The 20,555-nt window shown below is 61.6% G+C and carries 19 protein-coding genes; 16 read left to right on the top strand and 3 right to left on the bottom strand.

The window, feature by feature from the left end:
• Positions 1-2: 2 nt before the first annotated feature.
• The 3 genes from ACR0B5_RS06905 to ACR0B5_RS06895 form a co-directional block, all read right to left on the bottom strand.
• Positions 3-929, bottom strand: a complete 927-nt coding sequence (locus ACR0B5_RS06905) for an aldose epimerase family protein (RefSeq protein ID WP_480539462.1) — start codon at positions 927-929, stop codon at positions 3-5.
• 303 nt (positions 930-1,232) lie between these two features.
• Positions 1,233-2,159 (bottom strand): aminotransferase class IV, encoded by a 927-nt coding sequence (locus ACR0B5_RS06900; RefSeq protein WP_480539460.1) that lies wholly within the window; start codon positions 2,157-2,159, stop codon positions 1,233-1,235.
• Complete coding sequence (locus tag ACR0B5_RS06895; RefSeq protein ID WP_480539458.1) at positions 2,156-2,887, bottom strand: sulfotransferase-like domain-containing protein; 732 nt, start codon at positions 2,885-2,887, stop codon at positions 2,156-2,158. The genes ACR0B5_RS06900 and ACR0B5_RS06895 overlap by 4 nt, the downstream gene beginning before the upstream one ends.
• 155 nt (positions 2,888-3,042) lie before the next feature.
• Between ACR0B5_RS06895 and ACR0B5_RS06890 the strand changes: the two genes are divergently transcribed.
• From ACR0B5_RS06890 to ACR0B5_RS06815, 16 genes are all read left to right on the top strand, one after another.
• A complete protein-coding gene (locus ACR0B5_RS06890) occupies positions 3,043-3,486 on the top strand; it encodes a glutathione S-transferase N-terminal domain-containing protein (RefSeq protein WP_480539456.1) in 444 nt (147 codons plus the stop codon).
• Between the two features lie 5 nt (positions 3,487-3,491).
• A complete protein-coding gene (locus ACR0B5_RS06885) occupies positions 3,492-3,788 on the top strand; it encodes a glutathione S-transferase family protein (protein WP_480539454.1) in 297 nt (98 codons plus the stop codon).
• A 153-nt stretch (positions 3,789-3,941) separates the two neighbouring features.
• Positions 3,942-4,769, top strand: coding sequence for an AfsR/SARP family transcriptional regulator (locus ACR0B5_RS06880; protein ID WP_480539452.1), 828 nt, complete (start codon positions 3,942-3,944; stop codon positions 4,767-4,769).
• Positions 4,770-4,917: 148 nt separating this feature from the next.
• Complete coding sequence (locus ACR0B5_RS06875; RefSeq protein ID WP_480539450.1) at positions 4,918-5,145, top strand: hypothetical protein; 228 nt, start codon at positions 4,918-4,920, stop codon at positions 5,143-5,145.
• A complete protein-coding gene (locus ACR0B5_RS06870; protein WP_480539448.1) occupies positions 5,142-7,601 on the top strand; it encodes a trypsin-like serine peptidase in 2,460 nt (819 codons plus the stop codon). Before ACR0B5_RS06875 ends, ACR0B5_RS06870 begins: the two co-directional genes overlap by 4 nt.
• A 4-nt stretch (positions 7,602-7,605) precedes the next feature.
• Complete coding sequence (locus tag ACR0B5_RS06865; RefSeq protein WP_480539446.1) at positions 7,606-8,562, top strand: hypothetical protein; 957 nt, start codon at positions 7,606-7,608, stop codon at positions 8,560-8,562.
• Entirely contained in the window at positions 8,562-9,767 is a 1,206-nt protein-coding gene (locus ACR0B5_RS06860; RefSeq protein WP_480539444.1) for a hypothetical protein, read from the top strand. The genes ACR0B5_RS06865 and ACR0B5_RS06860 overlap by 1 nt, the downstream gene beginning before the upstream one ends.
• Complete coding sequence (locus ACR0B5_RS06855; protein ID WP_209250349.1) at positions 9,764-10,015, top strand: hypothetical protein; 252 nt, start codon at positions 9,764-9,766, stop codon at positions 10,013-10,015. The genes ACR0B5_RS06860 and ACR0B5_RS06855 overlap by 4 nt, the downstream gene beginning before the upstream one ends.
• Positions 10,008-10,733 (top strand): hypothetical protein, encoded by a 726-nt coding sequence (locus tag ACR0B5_RS06850; protein ID WP_480539442.1) that lies wholly within the window; start codon positions 10,008-10,010, stop codon positions 10,731-10,733. Before ACR0B5_RS06855 ends, ACR0B5_RS06850 begins: the two co-directional genes overlap by 8 nt.
• Positions 10,730-12,139: a S8 family peptidase gene (locus tag ACR0B5_RS06845; protein WP_480539440.1), complete on the top strand. Its 1,410-nt coding sequence runs from the start codon at positions 10,730-10,732 to the stop codon at positions 12,137-12,139. Before ACR0B5_RS06850 ends, ACR0B5_RS06845 begins: the two co-directional genes overlap by 4 nt.
• An 11-nt stretch (positions 12,140-12,150) precedes the next feature.
• Complete coding sequence (locus ACR0B5_RS06840; protein WP_480539438.1) at positions 12,151-14,313, top strand: DUF2853 family protein; 2,163 nt, start codon at positions 12,151-12,153, stop codon at positions 14,311-14,313.
• Between the two features lie 29 nt (positions 14,314-14,342).
• Complete coding sequence (locus tag ACR0B5_RS06835; protein WP_480539436.1) at positions 14,343-15,359, top strand: hypothetical protein; 1,017 nt, start codon at positions 14,343-14,345, stop codon at positions 15,357-15,359.
• 44 nt (positions 15,360-15,403) lie between these two features.
• The gene (locus ACR0B5_RS06830; RefSeq protein ID WP_480539434.1) at positions 15,404-16,777 is read left to right on the top strand and encodes a hypothetical protein; all 1,374 of its coding nucleotides are present in this window, start codon (positions 15,404-15,406) and stop codon (positions 16,775-16,777) included.
• Positions 16,778-16,789: 12 nt separating this feature from the next.
• Entirely contained in the window at positions 16,790-18,028 is a 1,239-nt protein-coding gene (locus ACR0B5_RS06825; RefSeq protein ID WP_480539432.1) for a hypothetical protein, read from the top strand.
• Positions 18,029-18,036: 8 nt separating this feature from the next.
• Positions 18,037-18,996 (top strand): hypothetical protein, encoded by a 960-nt coding sequence (locus ACR0B5_RS06820; protein ID WP_480539430.1) that lies wholly within the window; start codon positions 18,037-18,039, stop codon positions 18,994-18,996.
• Positions 18,986-20,413, top strand: a complete 1,428-nt coding sequence (locus tag ACR0B5_RS06815; RefSeq protein ID WP_480539428.1) for a hypothetical protein — start codon at positions 18,986-18,988, stop codon at positions 20,411-20,413. Before ACR0B5_RS06820 ends, ACR0B5_RS06815 begins: the two co-directional genes overlap by 11 nt.
• The last annotated feature ends 142 nt before the right edge of the window (positions 20,414-20,555 follow it).

Raw genomic sequence — 20,555 nt, 5'->3', positions numbered from 1 at the left:
GCCTAAGTCCCTGTGAGTTTGAGTGTAAGTGTCTGATGATAGGGCCGCTCAGGTGAAAAAACCATGCTGGGGAACGCGTTGATGTTGGGCGCGTTGGGATAGCCTGATGGCTCAATACACAGACCAGCGCCGGTTTGAAACGGTACCCCCAATGAGCCAGCAGAATATACCTGCGCCCCGGCCTGATCAGAGAATAAACGCAATCCAAGCCCATTTGCGGCGTCAATCGCCGCGATTGGCTGCTGCGCGTCGCGATCGCTGTCGAACACGTAGAAATGATCGATGTTTTTGCCCGGGCGGCCCGGGTGCGTGAAATCTAGCGCCGTGTTTTGTACGTCTTGCAGGTTGCCGGTTGGCACACCCTGCGCATCGGTTTCCAGCACATGATCGGCATTTATTCGGAGGCTGAAATCCTCAACACCCATAGGACTGCCAAGTTTGTAGTAGTTATGTTGCGCAATGCTAATCGGTGTTGGTCGGTCCGGCTGGGCCGTAATTTTATAGGTCAGATTTGGAAAACTGAGCGAGACATTCAGCTCAAACTTGACCTCTCCCGGAAAGCCGCCTTCGCCGTGGGGGGAGAGGTAAGTCATCACCGCCTCACGATCCGATAGCTGCTGCAGTGTCCAGATTTGGCGGGACAGGCCCTCGGCCCCGCCATGCAGTGTGTTGGCGCCCTCGTTCGGGTCCAGCCGGTATCGCGTACCCGCGAGGTCAAAGCTCGCGCCCTTGATCCGGTTTGCCACGCGCCCAACAATCGCCCCCTGATAGAAGGGATCGCCCAGATAGGCCTGAGGATCGTCATATCCGAGGATCAACGGCGTATCGTCTATCCACCACCCTTGGGTGATTGCGCCATAGTTCAGAAGGCTGACGGACATGTTTTTGTCTTGCAACCGCACCTGTTCGATCTGCAATTCCACCCCCATTTTTCCTTCGGACCGCTCAGTGCCGCGACACCTGTAATCCTGTCCAAAGGCAGCCTTGAAGACCAACCCGAGTTACTGCGCTCATAAGACCCCGAACAGGTCCCAACTCCACCCAAGGTTTCGAATGCCGTGAGGCCCGCACCTGCATGGCGACTACTCGCCTCGATGGTTAGCGCTATCATAAGTGTTGTCAAACGCCTAAACCAGATGAAAAGTGTTTTTCACCCGCACTTCATGGCTCTTATTTCCTAGAGGCAGAACAACCCAACAAGCGTGATCACGACCCCGCTGGTTGGCAAAGGATCACGTTTGCGCGGCGACGTTCCGGGCGACCAAATCCTTGTACAAGGCGCGGATGCGCAATGTCACCGGACCCGCCTTGCCTACTCCGATCTGTTTGCCGTCGATCTCGGCCACCGGGGTCTGCGCGCCGAAGGTGCCGGTCAGAAACGCCTCATCCGCGCCGTAGGCTTCATAGAGAGAGTAATTCTTTTCAAAAACCGGAACGTCATTGGCGCGGCACAGGTCGATCACCTTCTGCCGGGTCACCCCGTTCATGCAATAGTCCCCGGTCGAGGTCCAAACCTCACCCTTGCGCACGATAAAGAAATTGCAGGCGTTGGTGGTGTTCACAAACCCATGAGGGTCCAGCATCAGCCCCTCATCGGCGCCTGCCTGTTCCGCCTGCAAACAGGCGATGACACAGTTCAGTTTGGAGTGGCTGTTTAACTTCGCGTCTTGGCTGGTCGGCAACCCCCGCACCTGGGGCACGGTCGCCAGACGGATACCCCGCGCGGTCAGCGCCTCGGCGGGTTTGGAGTGTTCGACGATGGCCACGATCGTCGGTCCCCAGCGCGACAGCTTGGGATGCTGAAACGGCTTGGCCTTCCGACCGCGTGTGATCATCAGCCGCGCGTGGGCATCGGTTGTCGCGCCATTGGCGGCGGCGGTGACGTCCAGAATCTCGCGGATTTCCTCGCGCGTTTTTCCTATGTCCAGTGACACGGCCTTGCAGCTGTCAAACAGCCGGTCCATGTGTTCATCAAAAAAGGCCCAGCAGCCATCATAGAGCCGCAGCCCTTCCCACATGCCGTCGCCCAGCATGAAGCCGGAATCATAGACCGAGACCTTGGCCTCATCCTTGTGAACCAGCGCGCCATCGACCCAGATTTTCAGGTCCTCGTTGCGGGCATCGTATTCCGCGTCATGAGTTGAGAGTTCGGTCGTCATGCATCACCTTCCAAAACAAGCGCATCAGCCTTGAGCCGCTCATAGTGAGGCATCGCAGCGTCGCAGACGGATTGAAGCTCGGGCGGCAAGGTCGGTAGCTCTCCCTCAGCGCCCGCAAACCCGGTTGAGGCATGAACGGTCCCGTACCAGTGGCTGGCCCACACACCGTCCGAGGGATGGCCGCCCGCAGCCCAAGACAACATGGCCGGGTCAAATGGCAGATCAATTGCCGCACATAGTTTCTGCAACATCTGTTCGGGCCTCTGACGGATGTCATAACTGTCGACGATCACCCCTGCCCCAGTTCGCGCGCGGATCAGATCGTAAATCTCGGCCTGTTGCACAAAACCAATATCCTCGAGCGTCGGGTTTTCGCGTTTTGCGGCATAGCTGGCCAACACACGCGCGGGGTGGCGGATCAGAAAGATATGTTTCAGCCCATCCATCCAGGGCTGATCCAAGCCCCAAACCATATGCTGAGTCATGTGTTTCTGGTAGATATGCGCCTTGCCCTCTGGCGGCTGCGCTGCGCAACCCTGTCCGACTTGAATGGGGTCCGTTTCGCCGGCAGCAATGATTTCCTCGCCCATTGGGTGATCCAGCCCGGTCTCGGCCAGATAGGCCGCGTAGAACGGCTCATCCCAGACGGCGCAATCCTCGCGCGCGCCGAAAGCATACATCATCGCAGTGGACAGATTTCTGGGGCCAGACCAGCAGGCTATGTTCATTTCTCAAGACCCCTCAATCGGGTTGACAGATGGTATCGCGGGCGCATGCCAGCACGAAGTTTTAGCATGTTCTGCGGCCACATAAGGACACAACTTCAAGTTCACACACGTCCCCTCTGCTTGTCGTAGCAACACCCCGATCTTGTCAACATCGAGTGTTCGGAGAGAGACGCAAACCGACCTCAGGCAAACGCCAGTTTCACATCACGGTTCTCAGGTTGAATTTCGCTACAGATGTAACAATGCTGCAGCAACGACGGGATGATATCACGAAACTCTATTCCTACTGGCGCTCAACGACTTCGTTCCGAGTTCGCATCGCCTTGAACCTCAAAGGCCTAAGCTACAACTACTGCCCGGTCGATGCAGTCGCTGGCGAGCAAAGCGAACCCGGCTACACCGCGCTCAACCCCGGCAAGGGTTTTCCGACCCTGGTTCTAGAGGACGGCACGGCCCTGACCCAGTCGCTTGCAATCATCGACTATCTGGAGGCCATTGCGCCAGAACCTCGGCTGCTTCCGACCCAACCTCTGCTGCGCGCGCGCGTCCAAGCCGCCGCGCGCACCATCGCCATAGACATCCATCCGATAAAAACCTGAGGGTCATGACCAACCTCAAATCTCAAATGGGAATGGACTCTGCCGGTCAGACCGCTTGGTTCCACCATTGGATGACCGAGGGGTTTGCCACCTATCCGGCAATGTTGCCCGACGGTACTCGGTTCAGCTTCGCAGACACTCCAACCCTCGCCGATATCTGCCTTGTCCCCCAGCTCTATAACGCGCATCGCTGGGGGGTGAACATGACACGCTTTCCCCGACTGCTCGAGATCGAAAAACACACGCTGTCCCTTGCCGCCTTTGATCAGGCGCGCCCGGAAAACCAACCCGACGCGAGCTGACAAGTTTACGTAAGGGCAAGCGGATTATCGCCTAAACCTGTTTTCGCGCCCATAAAAGGCCAAGACGGGCCTTAGCAAACCTTGCCCAACAACTATCCCACGCTGTACGCTCGGAGGCTTATTCTACTAAAATTTGTTTTACCGGAGGTTTGAATGCGCTGGATCTTCCTGAATGGTCACAGCCTGGTTGGTGCGTCCGGAACGGTGAAAATACCGTCAGGCGGACTTTGCACTTTGGCTGCGATGCTGGTGTTGAACCATGGCCGACCCGTGGGCCGCGATCGGATCGAAGAGACACTTTGGGGCGAAGCAAGCCCGGAAAAAGCAAGGGACCGTCTGAACACGATGCTGTGGCGCCTGCGCAAGCTGCTGCAAGCTGCGGGCGTGCAAGGTCACACGATCACCAACGGCCGAGACGCCCTCACCTATGCCGCGCCCGAACCGTTCGATTGTGACGTGATCGCTTTGGGTGACATGGCCCGATCCGTCCTGCGCAACAACCTGACCACAACCGATGAGGCAGATGCAGCTTTTGCCTGTATCGACGACTGCAATACCGAGTTTCTGCCCTTCGCCCAGGATCACTGGAGCCTCGTAACCCGCGAGTCCCTCCGAAGCGCTCATTTGACGATCATCGAGTCTCTGCTGCGCTACATGCGCAAACAGGAACGCTGGGCTCGCGTTTCGGAACTGGCCGAGCGGCTGCTGCAGCTAGAGCCAACGCTTGAGACCGGGCACCTCGAACTGATCGAGCTTCACGGGCAAAGGCACCAGTTCAGCGCGGCAAAGCGTCAGTATGACGTCATGCAGAAACTGGTCGATCCGGGGGCAACTCTGGAAACGGCCAGCGCGTTGGATGCTTTGAAGATTGCGCGGAAGGCTCGAAAATCTACCGTCGTCATGCGCCCTTCTATCAAGGCGGTCGAGTCCGCGATTGACCATATCGAAACTGCTCGAGACACGTTGCTGGGCAAGGCCTAACCCTCTTAAACACCTGCCATATAAACGCATTCTCAGGCCCCTTTTCCGCAGGGGCTTTTTTTTCGTGCCGCCCGCTGCCTTAATCCTGTGTGAGACGTGTTAGAGCCGTGTGAGACCAAGGTTAGAGCGCCCGGTCACGCTGGTTTCCATGACAGCCGAATCGTCTGATAGCGACAGAGCGCCGCGACGAAACCGCCGATTTCTGGTTTCGATCTGGCAGCGACCGCAGTCCAGTGGCGACGTCGTTGAAGGCGCCATCTGGGAGGCCGACCCAAAGCTGCCCGGACGCATAGCCGAGCCAGCCCCGTTCCGGAAGCTGAGCGACCTGCCCGCGATCCTTCAGGCCTTTTTGGCAGATGAAGAGACGCGCCGATGATCCAGCTTCGCCCAACTCGTATGACCGTCACGGACCAGCGGCCCACGCTCAGCTACCACGTGGCCGTGAACGCGCCGTCGATTGGTCGGCAGTTCTGGTTGGAGCTGGTCCTGGCGATAGACCCCGGGCTTTTCGTTCCCAAAGCGACCCCAGACCGTTCTGAGGCGAATTTCATAACCTTCTCCGGCCGATTTCCGGTTCATGGTGGCGACGCCATTGTCGAGATACCGCCCGGCAAGCTGATCAAACTCAAATCCGCCGACCGGATCTATGCCGCCGCCGCTCTGTTCGATACGCGCCAGGACGGCAATCGCCTCGCCCTGTTTCGACCAGACGCCGAGGGCGTTTACGTCAGCGCGTCGCATTTCACAGGTGCCGGGCTTTATCGCCGGTTCGGTTTTGCCAACCGGACATCCTCGCAAACGGAAGAGGCGCCTCTGCACTGGGCCGGAGATCAGCCCGACCCTGAAACGCCCTCTTCTGCAACCCCACTTTCCCGTCCTGCCAACCTTCCAAGCGCGGGCCTTCCACGAAAGGGACCTGATCCAATGAACCAACAACCCAGCGGATTCATGCACCAATCCCACAATCAGGCACAGGCCCCCGCGCCTGTCACCTCGCAACCGGCGCAGCCTGCAATGGATTACGATGACGGCTTTGGCGCGCCTCCCCCTGCAGCCCCCCCTCCGGCCGCCGTGATGCCCGGGCAAGCGACCCCGCAACCCATGCCCGTGATGCCGGGCGATGCGGCACCCGCGCCCATGCCTGTGATGCCCGGACAGGCTGCGCCCGCCCCAATGCCGGTCATGCCGGGCCAAGCCGCACCCGTGCCTCAACCCGTGATGCCGGGCCAAGCCGCACCTGTGCCTCAGCCCGTGACGCCGGGCCAAGCCGCCCCAACTCCAGCCGCTCCGGCGATGCCACCTCAGTCTGCGCCCGCCCAGCAAGCCGCCTACGCACGCCCGTTCGACTATGTCCTGCCCGAGTTCGACAGCCTGAACCCGCTGGATATCATCAACAAGCTGCGCGAGGCGTGGTCGCGCTACGAATCCTTTACAGCCGGGGTCAATGACACGCGGGCCTTCCCGTTTTCTGCCATCGCGTTGCTCGAGATGGAGGCACGAGCCAAGTCAGGAAATCACACCGCTTCCTTTACCGGAACCGGGTTCTACATTGCACCGAACCTGATCCTGACCAACGCGCATAACTACGCGGAAAGCCGCAGATACAACATGGCCCATACCGGCAAGGTGTATGCGGCCGTGAATTCAAGCGACGGAACACTGAACGCACGCGATGCGATCAGTGTCGAGACAATCACACCCGCCTCGGATGTGACGATTCACCCGCTCTATGATGGCTCTGACAGTGACACCAGCATGGGGCATGACCTAGCCATTGTACGTGTCGCAAACGCGGCCCCGAATGGTCAGTACTTCCGGATTGCCAATTTCAGCCCCTCCCAGGACCTGCAAATTGCCGTCTGCGGCTACGGAGCCTCGAGCAGCGCACAACGCGACAACGACTTTGACTGGCAAGACCTGCTGCCGACGGCGCAGGCTGACTATCGCCAGCGTATGGATGCCGACATCATCCGTGAGATCGCCCATGGTGGGGAGTGCATCCTCTACAATCTGCAGACACTGTCGGGCAATTCGGGATCGCCGGTCTTCATCCAGGGCGATGGATCTGACACCGGCGCGATGCCCGTCGTTGGTGTTCATTCCTCACGTGTACCGGGCAACCAGTTCCGCAATCGCGGCGTCTGGTTGACGCCAGCCAAACGCGACTGGGCCCTGTCCGGAGGCAACACTCCTTTGGCATCCTCACAAGGTTACTATCCATCCCATCCGCACCGCCCCCAATACGGCCATGCAATGACCGGAGGTGCGGGCGCTGCCGCCGCCGTCGCGGGTGTCGAGATACTGGCCGCCGCCGGGATCGCCGCCTTCCAAAGTTCATCCGGCGACATCACTTGGAACCTGTCGAACATGGCGGGCTGGTTGCCTGCAGGCGGTCACCCGACGCCGGATATCCCGGTCCCTCGAGATCAGCTGCGGCAAACCAACCTCGAGGTCGCCTCGCCCGTCTACGATGGCGGTGTGCGGACAATGTATGCCCATTTCAACATGCGGTTCCTGCATGATGGAACAGGCGTTGGCGGCATCGTGATCGAACCCGCGCCACATGTCCTGAACGATGCAATGGGCGGCGCACTGCGGATCGACATGCACATTGAGCCGCTGCTGGAGACCGCCAATTCCACCCGGCAGACCGGTGTGAATGTGGCCGTGGTCAAGGTGACGATGATCTACAACTTCAACTGGACCTTCACCGAAGACACCGTGATCGTGGACTATCGCCTCTATGGCGACGGCACCTACGAATCCTCGGTACGCGGCGGGCGGGCCAAGCTGGACGACACCGATACGTCCTACGCGCCGCACCGGAGGTAATCAGATGTCGTATGTCACCTCGCATACCCTCCGCTGTCATCTGCCGCCCGGCAGGGCGCGGCATGACCCCGGTCTTGCGCACCAGATGTCCGCCCCGGCCAGAGGTGCCACGCGCACCCTGCCGCCCACCTATCAGCGCGCCGGCGCCGCCGCGGCACCCGCCACGTCGCTTGCCGCCAACGGCATCAGGCGGCATCTGCCCGCCCCTGTCTCGCGCGCCATGACTCAAGCGACAATCGGAGGGCACCCCCTCCCCGAGGATAGGCCCGGCTCTGCAATGACAGACACCCAGCAGGATACGGTGGTCGCCGACTCCACCGTAGCTCAGAGCCGGGCCATCGACATTCCTGTACCCGCCCTTCTGAAGATCGTTGAGCGTACGGCCATCGGCATCTCGGGCCAGGCGGGCTATGCCTTTGCCGGGGCCGAACCCGAAGGTCCGGGGCTGAGGTTTGGCTTGCTGGGGCTGCGGCTCGATACCGGAGACATGGGCGACATGCTGCGGCTGGCGCTGGAGCGTGATGCGGAGTTGTCCGGTCTGCTGGGCGATGCCGCGCCCGAGATTCTGGACCGGGTTCTAGGCACCGACCCCGCGGCGCGCATGCGCCCCATGCAAGACGGCAAGGGCCTTTGGGACGCGCCTTACAAGACGCTTCTGTCCGCGCTTGGCCAGCACCCGGCCACAAAAGCCGCGCAAAACCGCTTTGCCGTCGAGGCGTTTTTGATACCCGCCATCGACCTTCTGACCCGCAACGAGGCCCCCATCACTGGCCCGCTGCTGGCAAAAACCCTGTCCGTTATCGCCGCTCTTGGGCGCGAGGCCGGTTTGGCCGCCGTTGCCTCCGCAGGCGCGGCCAACATAGCAGCGGTTCTTCTGGCGGCCTGCCCAGCCTGTACCGAGCACTTCACCGCCCTCGACCGTGACGCCATTTTGGCAAACTGGACACCCGGAGCAGCCTGATGATGACCCCTCGCGCCATGCCGGAAGATGCTGCAACGGCCCTAAAGGCCGCCCATGCAGCCCTGCCCCATGCCGCAGCTTTTCAAGCCATGCCATCAGCGGATCGCACCGCTCTGCAAACCAACCTCAGCCGCGTCCGGCAGGCGCTGGTTGCCCGGCCGCAAAGCCTGACGCACCCTTCAGACCCGTATGACAGGGATGTCTTGGCGGGCGCGATGATCGGCCCACAAACTGGCTATAGCCGGTTTGGCACGCAGCCCGATGCGGCCCCCGCACCAGACGAACCGACCCAGCCGCAATCATTGCTGCGGACAATCAACGACATGCCTGCCGCGACCGGTGCGATGATGGATGAGATCGGGTTCGCAGACTTCGTCGCCTCGCTGATCCACGGCACGTTTGATGCGATTGTCGACAGTTCGATCCGGCAGATGGAGGCGTTTGCCGATCTCGTCTCCTCCCTGTCGAAGACCGTTGATGATTTCAGCCGGGACAACGTCACCGATAATCAGGTCAAAGACTGGCTGATCGACCGCTACCCCGCCGATCTGCAACTGATCCTGCCCACGGCCTCGGGCGAGGTTCCCCGCGTGATGCCGCGCACCGCGGACGACGACTGGGGCGCAAGCCCCGCGTGGTTGGGCGAGTTCGATCTGACCGGAGAAACCCTCAGCGAAGAGCTGATCGAGACCCGCCTTGTGCCCGCCGCCCGCAATCGTCTGGGCGAGGATCGCATGCGCTCGCTCGCCTCCATGGCGTTGATGGGCCTCCACAAGGTCAAGGTCGAGCGCGGCGAGATCAATGCCAGTGTCCGCATCCGCGCCAAGGCCCGCGACGCAGCGCGGGTTGGTTTTGCGCAAGATCAGGATCCGCAGGGCTCCAGCTGGTCTGGTCGGTCCGGTTTTTCTGCGCCCGTTGCGCAGGCCATGGTGTCGACCTCGGTGAACGCTCAATCGGATGCCGCCATTCAGGCCGAGTTGAAAGGCGAGGTGCGCGTCGTTTTCGCGTCGGAAACCGTACCGCTGGAGTCCTTCATCTCGGACGCCCAGCGCGTTTTGCTGGAACGGACCGCACGGCAATCGCAACCGGCTGCAGCCTCGCCGCAGGCCTCTGTCACGGTTGACCAAACGCCAGCGCAGCTTCAGCCGCAACCACCCGCGACGCCTGAGCCTGAACCCCAGCCCCCCGCAGGAGGCAGCGCATGACCCAGGATCTGTCCCAAACGCTGACACAGCTGCTGCAGGATCTGACCCGGTTGGACGACCTGCGACTGCGCGGGCTACGCCGGGTCGAGGCTGATCTGCCGATGGAATTCGGGCTTGTACCGGTTCAGGGCGGCGTGACCTTCAGAACGCTGCCCCCCACCGCCACACAGTCGAGGGATCTGGCCGTGCCAACCGGCGCGCTCAGCTTTTCCGTTGACGTCTCGGAAACAGGAGGTCGCGATGATTGACGCCGAAGGTGCCCTGCCCCTTGAAGACCTGCTGAACGCAATCTCGGCCCAGTTGGATCGCGCGCAGGCGGCGCTGGCTTTGAAGACCGAATCCACGGGCCTGACCTTTGCGGTCAAGGAACTGGGCCTTGATCTGAAGGCCGATATCGGCATCCAGGACGCAGCGATCATGGTGCGCCCTGCCGCCCCGGGTGAGCGGGACGTGTCGACCCTGAAGCTCAGCTTTACGACGGTCACGCGGCAGATGCTGGAAGAACACGCCGTCGAGATGCAGGCCGAAGAGCCAGACATTTCCGACGCGATGGACGATCTGTCGGATGAAGAGATCCGGCGGCTGGAATGGATCGGCGTGCGCAACCTCAACGATCTGGACGCCGCGCAATCCAAAGGCGGCGCGGCAAGCATCCGCAAGCTCTCGCGCCTGCCAGCAGCGCGGCTGAAACAGGCTCTGGATCTGGCAGGACAACGGCGCGTTCAGCGTGTCACCCGCCTTGGTCGCGACGACGTTGGGCGTATGCGTCTGGCCGTACAGGGCCGCAACCTCGCCCGAGGCGGCCTGCCCATGGCGAGCCTCGCCGGTACGCGCGCCGAAATCATCGACGAAGGGGCCCAAGGCCTTGTGGTGGCCGCGCCCATTAGTGCGACAGCCTCGGCTCTGACCCTGCAATGGCCCGACGGCACGACCTCGGACACTCCGATATCGGAGGGCGCGTCATGACCGGCTGGCTGATGATGCCCTGGGCACCCGAAGCGCGCCTTTATTGCGCGCCGAAGCGGTTGCTGTTCACCCTGGCCTTGGGGGAAGACCCCGACCTACCCAGCCGTGCGCCGGTGCTGGCCGGAATGTCTCAACCCGCGCAGAAAACCGGGCATGGCGCGCTGGACCGCATTCTGGGTGTCTTTGGCGGCAATGTCCGCCTTGCCCGCCTGCACAGCCCGGCCAATCAGGCCAGCGGGTTTGACCTCACGGAACATGCCAGTGGCATGAGCCGGACCTATGTGGCCAGCTTTTCAGACTACAGCCGTATTGATCAGGCGGCGGACGCGTTGCGGCAATTGGCAGTCGTGACCTCGGCTAGCGCGGATTACTTTGTCGTCAGCTCTGACGCACCTTTGACCGGCACGGCGACCGAGGCCCCCGAGTCGTGGCCCTGGGATATGATCGGTGCCAACCGAAGGGCCTCGGCCGAATTCGGCGACCCGGCCATAACCACGGCGGTTCTGGATACCGGGGCCGCGCGGCGTCATGCCGAAATCTCGGGGCGGTTGTCTTCCGGCTTTGACACGGTGAATTTCGCCGGGGCCGAACTGGCGCAAGGGCTGTCTCTGGTTGGCGACTACGGCACACGGGACACGGACCCGGACGAATCCAACAACCCCCATGGGACGGCCTGTCTGGCCCTGATTGGCGGCAACGGGCATGGCATGCCTCAGGGGCTGGCCACGCAGACCTCGCTTATGCCGGTGCGCGTTCTGGCCTCGGCCCGGACACCGCGACGCGGCGACGCAGACAACATCGTCGGGGTCGGCGCGCTGTCGGATATCGACTGCGGCATCAAACGCGCGGTCGATTTGGGGGCGAAGGTTCTGAATTGTTCGTTCGGTACAGCAGAAAGCGCGATCAGCCCCGGTGATCCCATGCCGCATGCCGACACAACGGCCTATGCCCTGGCGCGGGGCACGATCGTTGTCGCCGCCTCGGGCAATTCGGGCAAGCGCGAACGTTACCACCCCTCCGCTGCTGAGGGCGTGATCTCGGTCGGCTCGGTCGGACCGGACGGCAAGCCCTCGCAATTTTCGACAACGGGCGACCACGTGGCCCTGTCGGCCCCCGGAGAGGCCATTCGAACGCCGCATATCGAGGGCTACCAATTGTCGACCGGAACCAGCTTTGCGGCGCCCTTTGTCGCCGGTGCCGCGGCCCTTCTGGTCGCGCGCGCGCGCCGTGGGGCGCAACCAATCGACGGGCCCAAGGCCCGCGACATCCTGACCGCAACCGCGCGCCCCTTCGACACGCCAACGCGCGGCAGCGGCGCGGGCATTCTCAACCTGCCAGCCGCGCTTGCAGCCGTCGACCGACTGTCTGCGCATGCATCCACCCTGGGCAAAACGCCCCTGCACTGAAAGGACCGAAAATGGAAGGTTCGAAATTTGACAAGGCAGTCGCCCGATACCGCGCGCATCTGACCGACATTTTCCGGGTCACTGTGGATGAGCCTCTGCTAGCCGCCATCACCAAATGGCAGGGTCCGAACAACTACATAGCCGACAACGCACGGGTCAGCACAACCGACCCCGACGAGATGGCGCGCCTGTCGGCAAGCCTGATGAAACGTCTGGACCTGGCCGAGGACGACGACGGCCTGCCCGAACAGATCAGCACGGTTCTGGCAGGCTATGGCACGTCGAACCGGGACAAGTTCCGGGTCGTTGTCGCCTACATGATCACCACACAGCTCGGCAAACGCGAGGCTTTTGTCGACCCCGCAAGTGAAGATTCCAGCTCAGGCCCGAATGACGCGTCGACCGGGAATGGCGGTTCGGATGGCCGGAACAATGGCCAGGACGACGGCGCAAACCATGAAGGAGACCAGAAAATGCCCATCGTATTCATTGACGCCCGCGACTCCGAACGACGCGACACGCGCCGTCTGGACAAGATGTGGAAGGACTTGCAGGCCCGCAAGGAAAAGAACGCCAACCTCAGCAAGGATGAGGAAGCGACGCTTGAGCTTCTGACGCAGCTTCTGGAGGACCCGCCGAATTTCGCCCTTGAGAACACTTATGTCACGCTGCGCCAGGAACTGTCCAATGTGCTGGTGACGAAAGCGTTCCCACGGCTGAAGGACGGCATGATCGACGAGGCGTCGATTGACGACATCACCCGCGAGGCCCTGCTGGTCGCCGCTGTCTGGGGTGCCGTCGAATCCGAGGGGATCGTCACGCCCGGCATTAAAGACGGCAGTCTGATCCTCAACGACAACGGTGTCATCACCGGCATCAAGCTTGAGAAACCGACCGCGCGGTTCGGGCGGGTCATGACCTCGGCCGTGGCGCAAGTGAACAGTCATCTGGACCTGTTCCGCGCCGTTCTTCAGGTTATGGCCGAGGCCCCCGATGTGAACACCACCGGCCAGCTGAGGGCAAAGGACTGGCTGGCCGTAACGCGCAACCTGATTGCCTCGGGCGTCGAATTCGGCATGCCCGGCCTGCAGGGTCGCATCCGTGCCGCGATCGAGGATCGGCTGTCCCCTACGCGTGAAAAGGTCACCGCCACGGCCGAGATCATCATTCCCGACCTCGAACAACACACCGCGCAAGAGGTGCAGCAGGTCAATCTAGAAGCCGCGCAGGCGCTGTATTTTGCTGCAATGATGGACGAAGCCCGCGTCTTCGACTGCGTTGATAAACTGGCCGAACTGTTCCAGATCGGTGCTGTTCCGCTGGAACGCAGCTCGGTCAGCGAGTTCCTCTATCGCTACATCCGACAGACCCCGGAACGCATCTCCGCCTATGAACGCCGCAACCACTTTGCCCGTGTGTTCGGCGCAGCCGTAGGCGACCCGGATGCCGCCGGTGCCCTGTTCCGCAACTTCGACGACCTCTGGCTGCGCTTCGTCTCGGCCGTCTCGGACTGGTTCCGCAAGCAACAGGTCGAGTCCCTGATCGCCAGCAAAGGATCCTTTGTCCCCAGTCAGGAGCAAATCCGGAAATCCGGCCTCGATCTGGCGGCCAACCTGTCGCTCTATTGCTATGGCGGCACGTGGTTCGTGGCCTCTGAGTTGCAGAAAGATATCTCGAACTATGTCGACCTGTTGTCGTCGCCCGAGATCAAGCACCTCTACGGTGCGCGCGATATGTGGCAGGTGATCGACCAGATCTCGACGCTGGAGTTCGGACGCCCCGTCAACACGATCCGCGCCCGGACCATGGCGAATGCCGGTGCCACGATCATCGCATGGCTCGAGAAGAAATCGGATGCGCTCAGCCAGGTTGGCTCGATCCTGTTGAACCCGGTGGAAATCTCGAACCCGCCGCGTCGCACCGCATCAAACGCGATCAACGACCCATCGGATTTCGACCTGCTGACAGCCTGCGAGCAATGGCTGGCCGTAGAAGGCGTGGCCGAGGATATCGTCGAAGTGAAATCTGGGGCGTCGCCCTCTGCCGTGACGCAAACCGCGCCGGTTCGCATCCCGCCTGCCGCGCAGAACATTCTGGGCGCGTTCGGGTTTTCCCATCAGGACGACCCGTCGGGCCACGCAAATGGGCACTACGCAAACGGCCGCATGAACTGAATGCCCAGCCCTGAGAAGGAGATGATCTCATGAGACCTCTAGTTTCCGATCAGGTCGGCAAAACCCTGAGCCACGCGGCACACCGGCTTGGCACCGCCAATCCGATGCGTCTGATCGGCGGGGCCGTTCAGGACGCGTTCAGCATGTCGGTCGGCGACGACCGGTACCGACACAACTCGCTCAGCCCCGGTGTGCCCGCGTTGGAGGCATCGTTCAACGAAACCGAACCCTATGGCCTGCGGTTCACGATGGAGCCGTTGGACCCCGGCGCCTCGGCAGCCATGAAACGGGCCGAAGCCTCGCGCCAGGTGCGTCGCTGGATCTTGCCGATGTTCGGGCGTGACGCCCTCTATTGGTTCGACCGCGTATCCGAGGATTTCCGCGGCACCTCGGGCGGTGGCGGGCTGCGCTTTGGCGGCTGGTTCGGCGGCAGTTTGGACCGCGACGGGCTGTATAACTCGCGCGCCTACTATGAGCTGAATAACCAACAACTTGCCGAGCTTCCACAACCCCTGAAGCAGTATATCGAAACCGCGCGAGGGTATTTCCCAAGGCTACAACCCCTGTTCGCGACCATTTCCGTGCGCCAGCGCAGTGGCCGGGAATGGGCGACCTTCCGGGTCATGGGGGCGCTACAGATTGAGGCGCTGCGCCCGATGCTCTCGGGCCTTGGGCTTGAGGCCAAAATGGCGCAACTGACCCGGCTGTTCGGCCTTGCCCTCGGCGGCGCGTTCGAGGCCCCCGATGGCGGCGTGCTGATCGGCATCACCGCAGGTCCGGACGGCCCCGAGCTGACCGTGGACCTGCTACTGGCCGCGATCCCCGAAATACCCGACAGCTTTGTCGAGCTTCTGCGCCTTGGTCTGGCCGAACGGCCCAGACACCTGCGCGCGCTCGACACCTGGATTGATGCATTCACACCGCAAGGGGCCCAGACACCCGGCGATTTCTCGGTGCTGTCGATCCACCTGAAAAACTCCGCACCTGCACAGGTTTCCCTGCATCTCAGGCCCATGGGGTTCGAGATCGCGGATGAGATCGCCTGAGGCCTTACCGCCTGCATCGCGGACGGAACCGATTGGAGAAGGATATGAACGCGCAAACGCCAGCCGTCCCAGCACATGCCCATACACCGCAGCCCGAGGACATCACCTCGCTCAATGAAACGCGGGTCAAGGTCAGGAACATGCTGATGCGCAGCCCGGCCTTTCTGGCGCTACCCCCGGAGGAACGCAGACGTGTCGCCTATGACACGGTGAATGTGTTCCACTTCCTCGGAGATGACGCACCTGTCAGCGCCATGACCGACCCGATGGCCACCGCGCAGTCCATGGCTCCGGCCATGGCGATGAACCGTGGGCGAAGCGGCGTGAATACCGGAGCGGCGGCCGGACGCGTGCCGGTCACAAACGTTCAGCACACCTCTGCCGAGCCACCCGAGGGCGAATTCCGCGCAGGCGCCGCCCGCGAAGGGGCCGCCGTTGCGGGTGCGTTGCTGCAATCCGTCAATTTCGTCGAATTCGTCGGCGGCCTGATCCAGAACGTCTATGTCGCCATTGTCGATGCCTCGATCAAACAGATGCAGGCCTATGGCGAGATGGTCGCCTCGGTCTCGAAATCCGTGGATGAGTTCAAGCGCGACAACATCACTGCCAATCAGGGGCGCGACTATCTGACCGATCAATTCCCTGACCTGTTCGATATCTCGACCGAGGCGGATTTCTTTGGCGAGGGCGGCGGCGAGCCACGCGTTGTCCTGCGGGACGGCGTTGATGAGCGCGAAGCTGCGGAACGCGTCGGGCGTGATCTAAACCTGACCGGAGATCAGGCCCCGCGCGCCTTGGACAGCGATACGTTGGAACAGATCATCGTACCCGCTGCGCAGATGCAACTTGCCCTGTCCCGGCATCGTCTTCTGGCCACTATGATGTTGATGGGGCTGCAGAAAATCGTGATCACCGATGGCCGGATCAGTGCGAAGGTGATGTATAGCTTCAAGTCGAAAGACGTGTCGCGGATGAAAAAGCGGGCACAGGAATTCGACTACGGCGACCAGATGAAAACCACGCGCCGAGGGGCATGGGACCGGGGCGATGACGGTACGAGCTACGAATCCAGCGGCTCCGGGAGGGATCGCGAAACCAGCTATAATCGCGGCAAACGCTGGTCGAAGGGTCACTATCAATCCGTGCAGGAGCCAGTGATCGAGATGCAAAGCGTGACCACCGAACAGACAAACGCCGCGTTGCAGACACAGGCGCAACTGGCTGGCTCGGTGGATATCAACTTCAAATCCGAAACGGTCGATCTGAACCGCATCGCGGATTCAATCCAGATGAACCAGATCCAGGATGCCGCCGGAATGATGCAGGCGGCGCAACCGGTTGCCGGATCACCCGGAACCGCCGCCGTTCAGCAACCTGCGCCCCAAGGTCAGCCTCAACCCGCAACGCCCACACAGTAAGCGGGGCATCACATGGAACACCCACAACCTGCCACCCCGATAGACCGCGAGACGCTGGACACCACGCGGATCAAGGTCCGTGAAATCCTTGGCCAGTCGCCCGCCTTTCAGGCCTTGCCGCCCGACGAACGCGCGGCCATCGCGCATGACATGGTGCGGGTGGGCAGCTACATGGCAAACCCGGACGGGTTGTTAAAAGACGCACCGGCGCGGCCTGAACCTCTGGCGCAGGCGCAATCCGGGACACGCCCCTCGACCAGAGGGGTCCGTGATGCCTCGCGCCGCGCTTCAGGAGACCACGGGTTTGCGGGTGAGGATTTTGAGGGCGGCGCAATCCGCCAAGGCACCGAGCAGTTCGGGGAACTCATTGGAAAGGTTGACTTTCCTCAATTCGTGGGTGGGCTTGTCCAAAATGTCTTTCAAGCGATCGTCACCTCGTCGATCGAACAAATGCGCGCCTATGCCGAGATGCTGAAAAGCGTCTCACAATCGGTTGATGATTTCGCCCGCGAGAATATCACCGAAAACAACGCCCGGGACTGGCTGACCGATACCTATCCCGACCTGTTCGACGTCTCGGTCGGCGGAGACGAGTTCTCGTTTGACGATGGCGGTGGCGGCCAACCCCGCCTCGTCACACGCGGCGAAGAGGTCGAAGGGCGTCTTGCGACGGTTTCGACCGATCTGGAGCTGGACAAACCGGTCACCGATGTGTCCGATCCCGAAAGCGAGGCCAAGCTTGTGCGCGGCGCACGGCTTGCGATGGCGAAAAGCCGAATGCAATTACTTGCTTCCATGGTGGTACTTGGCATCAGCAGGATCGTGGTGACCGATGGCTCCATCCGCGCCAAGGTGGTGTTCGGGATGCGCGCCTCGGATATCGCCCGACGAAGGTCGAAGGCGTCGCTCTATGACCGCCAAAGCTCTCGCAACAAAAACGTCAGCGGGGCGGCGTTCGGGTTCTTTGGCATCGGCGGCGGGTCGGTGAACGTCAATGAGCAGAGCCACATGACCACAGTCGGATCTTCGCTGGATGAAAGCTCATCCAGTTCGGCTGCGCTCAAGGCGCAGCTTTCGGGGGATGTGCGGGTGAATTTCAAATCGGATTTCCTGCCGATGGAGAAACTCGCCACACCGGAGATGATGGCCGCCATTCAGGGCAATGCGATGCCGCAACAACCGCCCCATCTGGCCAATTCCGAAACCACGACCCCGCCGACTGACCAGAACCAGACCAGCACACAAGGATGAACGCGGGCATGAACGCGCATGCCACATATCCTGACGACCGCAGCGATGCTCAGCACATCCATCAGTTGGGCGCCTACGCGCAGCAATGCCTTGGCCGGTCCTCGCCTGCACTGGTTGCGCTTGCCCTGATCGACCTGCCGGTCTTGCCTGACGTTCAGATCGCCGACGCGCGCGACGGAGAGATCCTGCATGCCGTCGCCCCACTCTATTTCGCGATGGAGGTCGAAATGACCGGCCTCACCGCCGCCTTGTCGCGCGTCGCGGGCTATTACGCATCCGGAGGGCTGCGCCTGCCCCGCGGCCCGATTGCCAGAAAATTGATATCGCATCACCGGGAATACGAAACGCGCAGGCCCTCCGATGACCGATATGCCGCCTATCTCAGGCTGTTTGGCAACGCACCCGAAGGTGCGGTTCCTTTTGCCATGCAAGGCGGTGTGAACGGAGCTTTCGACGAAGACATGCTGCAGCTGGCCGAGGCGTTGCACCGCTTTGCCTCCTTGTCTGCGACCGAGCTTTCGCCAAATGTGGCCCGGCGCGAGATTGCCCGCGCGGCCCACAGTTTGGCGATGACGCTATTGGCCCATGCGGGCGGCGCGACCCACTACCTTGCCGACGAAGCCCTGGCTTTGATCCAGCGCGCAACGGACATCTTCGGGGATCGCAGCTTGCAGACCGCCCTGGGCAGCGCGCGGTTTTGGGATGCCGTTTCGGCCAGTCTGTCTGCAGGCCATGGTCGGCCCGGTTTTCGCGATCCATCCTTGACGGCAACGGCAAGGCAGCATCTGGCGCGCGGTCGGGCCGGCATGATCCTGATCGAATGGGTGGCAAGTCAGTTGAGCGATTTGGGCGGTGTCTCGCAGCTGCGCCTTGATCGGTCCGATCCTGTTCTGACCGAAGGCACGCGTTGGCTTGAGGCGACGCTTGACCTGCTGTCCCATGCCGAGGCGATGAACCATGGTCTCTGACACCGCACGCCCCGAACAACGCAATAGCGTCCGCGCCGCCGTGCGTGGCTTGCTGGAGTCGAACCCCGCCTACGCCAATATCCCCGAGCCGGACCGTAAACGCCTGGCCCAAAACCTTGTTCAACTGACCGAAACCTCGCTGGAGCTGCTGCGCGAGGAAGCCGCCACCGCGCCCCGCCCTGATCCTCCGCTGGCGACGGCCATGTCCGAACCCTTTGATCCGGCGGCCAATCGGCAGCTTTCGGACATCGCGCAGGCCACTTTAGAGGGAATTGCATTCCCTCGATTCGTGACCGAACTCGTGAACGGAGTTTTTCGAGGTTTGATTGATGCAAATGCCCAGCAACTACAGGCTTATGTCGAGATGATCTCGGGCGTTACGGCGGCCTCGGCCGATAGCCCGGCTGCCACCGGGCCGGATCAGGCGCGGGTCTGGCTGGTGCAACAGTTCCCGGATGCCTATGAGCTGGGCACTTCGCAAGACGACTGGGGCATCGAAGAGGAAAACGGTTCCACTGTCGTGCGGTTGCGCGAAGGGCGGGACGGACCACCACGGGAAGAGGTCGCGGCGTTGTTGGAACTGACCGGCGATGAGGCCGAGGGCTTTGACACCGAAGACCCCGAAGAGAGCCTATTGGGCCGCGTTCGCGCCTATCTGTCGCGGAAAAAGCAGAAGGTGATCGCCTCGCTCCTGACGCTTGGAATGAACCGTCTGGTAATTGATCACGGCAAGATCAAAGCTGGCATGAATTTTTCGATTGATGCGCGTTCGGCAGCCGAGGAAAACCGCGCGCGGCGCTTTGAGATGAAGCACACCTCGACCATGGGCGGTTCGGTGGGGTTTGGTCCGTGGTCGGTCAATGCCTCGATGACCAATTCGATTGGGATCGTGAATACCAATCAAAGCCACCGCAGCGAGGAAATGAACCAGAACGTCAATATGAACGCGGATGTCGAACTGCATTTCCACTCGGACTATTTGCCGCTGAACCAGCTTGCAGCGGCCGACAGTGTCAATCGCATTCGCGCCGTCAGCTTGAACCCCAACGCTCCAGCGCAGACGCGCGCGCCGCGGCAACCCTCGGCGGCTCAGGTCGCGGCGCGTTCAGTTGTGAATACACCGATTCAGCATGCCGAAACGCGCGATCCGCCTCAGATCCGACAGCATCCAACGGGCAATCGGGATCAGGGCAGCGACACCTCTCAGGGGGCGTCATCAGGCAGTGAACAGCCCTCGACGACGGATCGTCAGACGCCTGAGTACACTGATGTAAACCAGACGGTTTCAACCCCTGACAGCCAGACTGCGACGCCCACCCAAGGTGAAAACAGGACGCCATCCAGCCCGTCCGACACGACCGCTGACCAAGGCAACTCGCAAACCGATGCGAGCGCATCAACGACTCCGCAGATTTGATGGAAACGGGTATCTAAGAAACTTGCGATGGCACTGGTGGTGCTGTTGGACAATTTCGAAGCGGTCTCGTTTAGGCCACTAAAGCTGCCTTTTTTGCCACGCCAAGTTCGCTCCATTCCTTAGGAGCGGCAGATTTTGTCAA

This window comes from Ruegeria sp. AG1, assembly GCF_056541705.1.
This window is presented reverse-complemented; position numbering and strand designations above follow the sequence as displayed.

Bases quoted from the DNA above. Each gene is read 5' to 3' on its own strand.
- ACR0B5_RS06905 (WP_480539462.1), bottom strand. From the start codon at position 929: ATGGGGGTGGAATTGCAGATCGAACAGGTGCGGTTGCAAGACAAAAAC.
- ACR0B5_RS06900 (WP_480539460.1), bottom strand. From the start codon at position 2,159: ATGACGACCGAACTCTCAACTCATGACGCGGAATACGATGCCCGCAAC.
- ACR0B5_RS06895 (WP_480539458.1), bottom strand. From the start codon at position 2,887: ATGAACATAGCCTGCTGGTCTGGCCCCAGAAATCTGTCCACTGCGATG.
- ACR0B5_RS06885 (WP_480539454.1), top strand. From the start codon at position 3,492: ATGACCAACCTCAAATCTCAAATGGGAATGGACTCTGCCGGTCAGACC.
- ACR0B5_RS06880 (WP_480539452.1), top strand. From the start codon at position 3,942: ATGCGCTGGATCTTCCTGAATGGTCACAGCCTGGTTGGTGCGTCCGGA.
- ACR0B5_RS06875 (WP_480539450.1), top strand. From the start codon at position 4,918: ATGACAGCCGAATCGTCTGATAGCGACAGAGCGCCGCGACGAAACCGC.
- ACR0B5_RS06870 (WP_480539448.1), top strand. From the start codon at position 5,142: ATGATCCAGCTTCGCCCAACTCGTATGACCGTCACGGACCAGCGGCCC.
- ACR0B5_RS06865 (WP_480539446.1), top strand. From the start codon at position 7,606: ATGTCGTATGTCACCTCGCATACCCTCCGCTGTCATCTGCCGCCCGGC.
- ACR0B5_RS06860 (WP_480539444.1), top strand. From the start codon at position 8,562: ATGATGACCCCTCGCGCCATGCCGGAAGATGCTGCAACGGCCCTAAAG.
- ACR0B5_RS06855 (WP_209250349.1), top strand. From the start codon at position 9,764: ATGACCCAGGATCTGTCCCAAACGCTGACACAGCTGCTGCAGGATCTG.
- ACR0B5_RS06850 (WP_480539442.1), top strand. From the start codon at position 10,008: ATGATTGACGCCGAAGGTGCCCTGCCCCTTGAAGACCTGCTGAACGCA.
- ACR0B5_RS06845 (WP_480539440.1), top strand. From the start codon at position 10,730: ATGACCGGCTGGCTGATGATGCCCTGGGCACCCGAAGCGCGCCTTTAT.
- ACR0B5_RS06840 (WP_480539438.1), top strand. From the start codon at position 12,151: ATGGAAGGTTCGAAATTTGACAAGGCAGTCGCCCGATACCGCGCGCAT.
- ACR0B5_RS06835 (WP_480539436.1), top strand. From the start codon at position 14,343: ATGAGACCTCTAGTTTCCGATCAGGTCGGCAAAACCCTGAGCCACGCG.
- ACR0B5_RS06830 (WP_480539434.1), top strand. From the start codon at position 15,404: ATGAACGCGCAAACGCCAGCCGTCCCAGCACATGCCCATACACCGCAG.
- ACR0B5_RS06825 (WP_480539432.1), top strand. From the start codon at position 16,790: ATGGAACACCCACAACCTGCCACCCCGATAGACCGCGAGACGCTGGAC.
- ACR0B5_RS06820 (WP_480539430.1), top strand. From the start codon at position 18,037: ATGAACGCGCATGCCACATATCCTGACGACCGCAGCGATGCTCAGCAC.
- ACR0B5_RS06815 (WP_480539428.1), top strand. From the start codon at position 18,986: ATGGTCTCTGACACCGCACGCCCCGAACAACGCAATAGCGTCCGCGCC.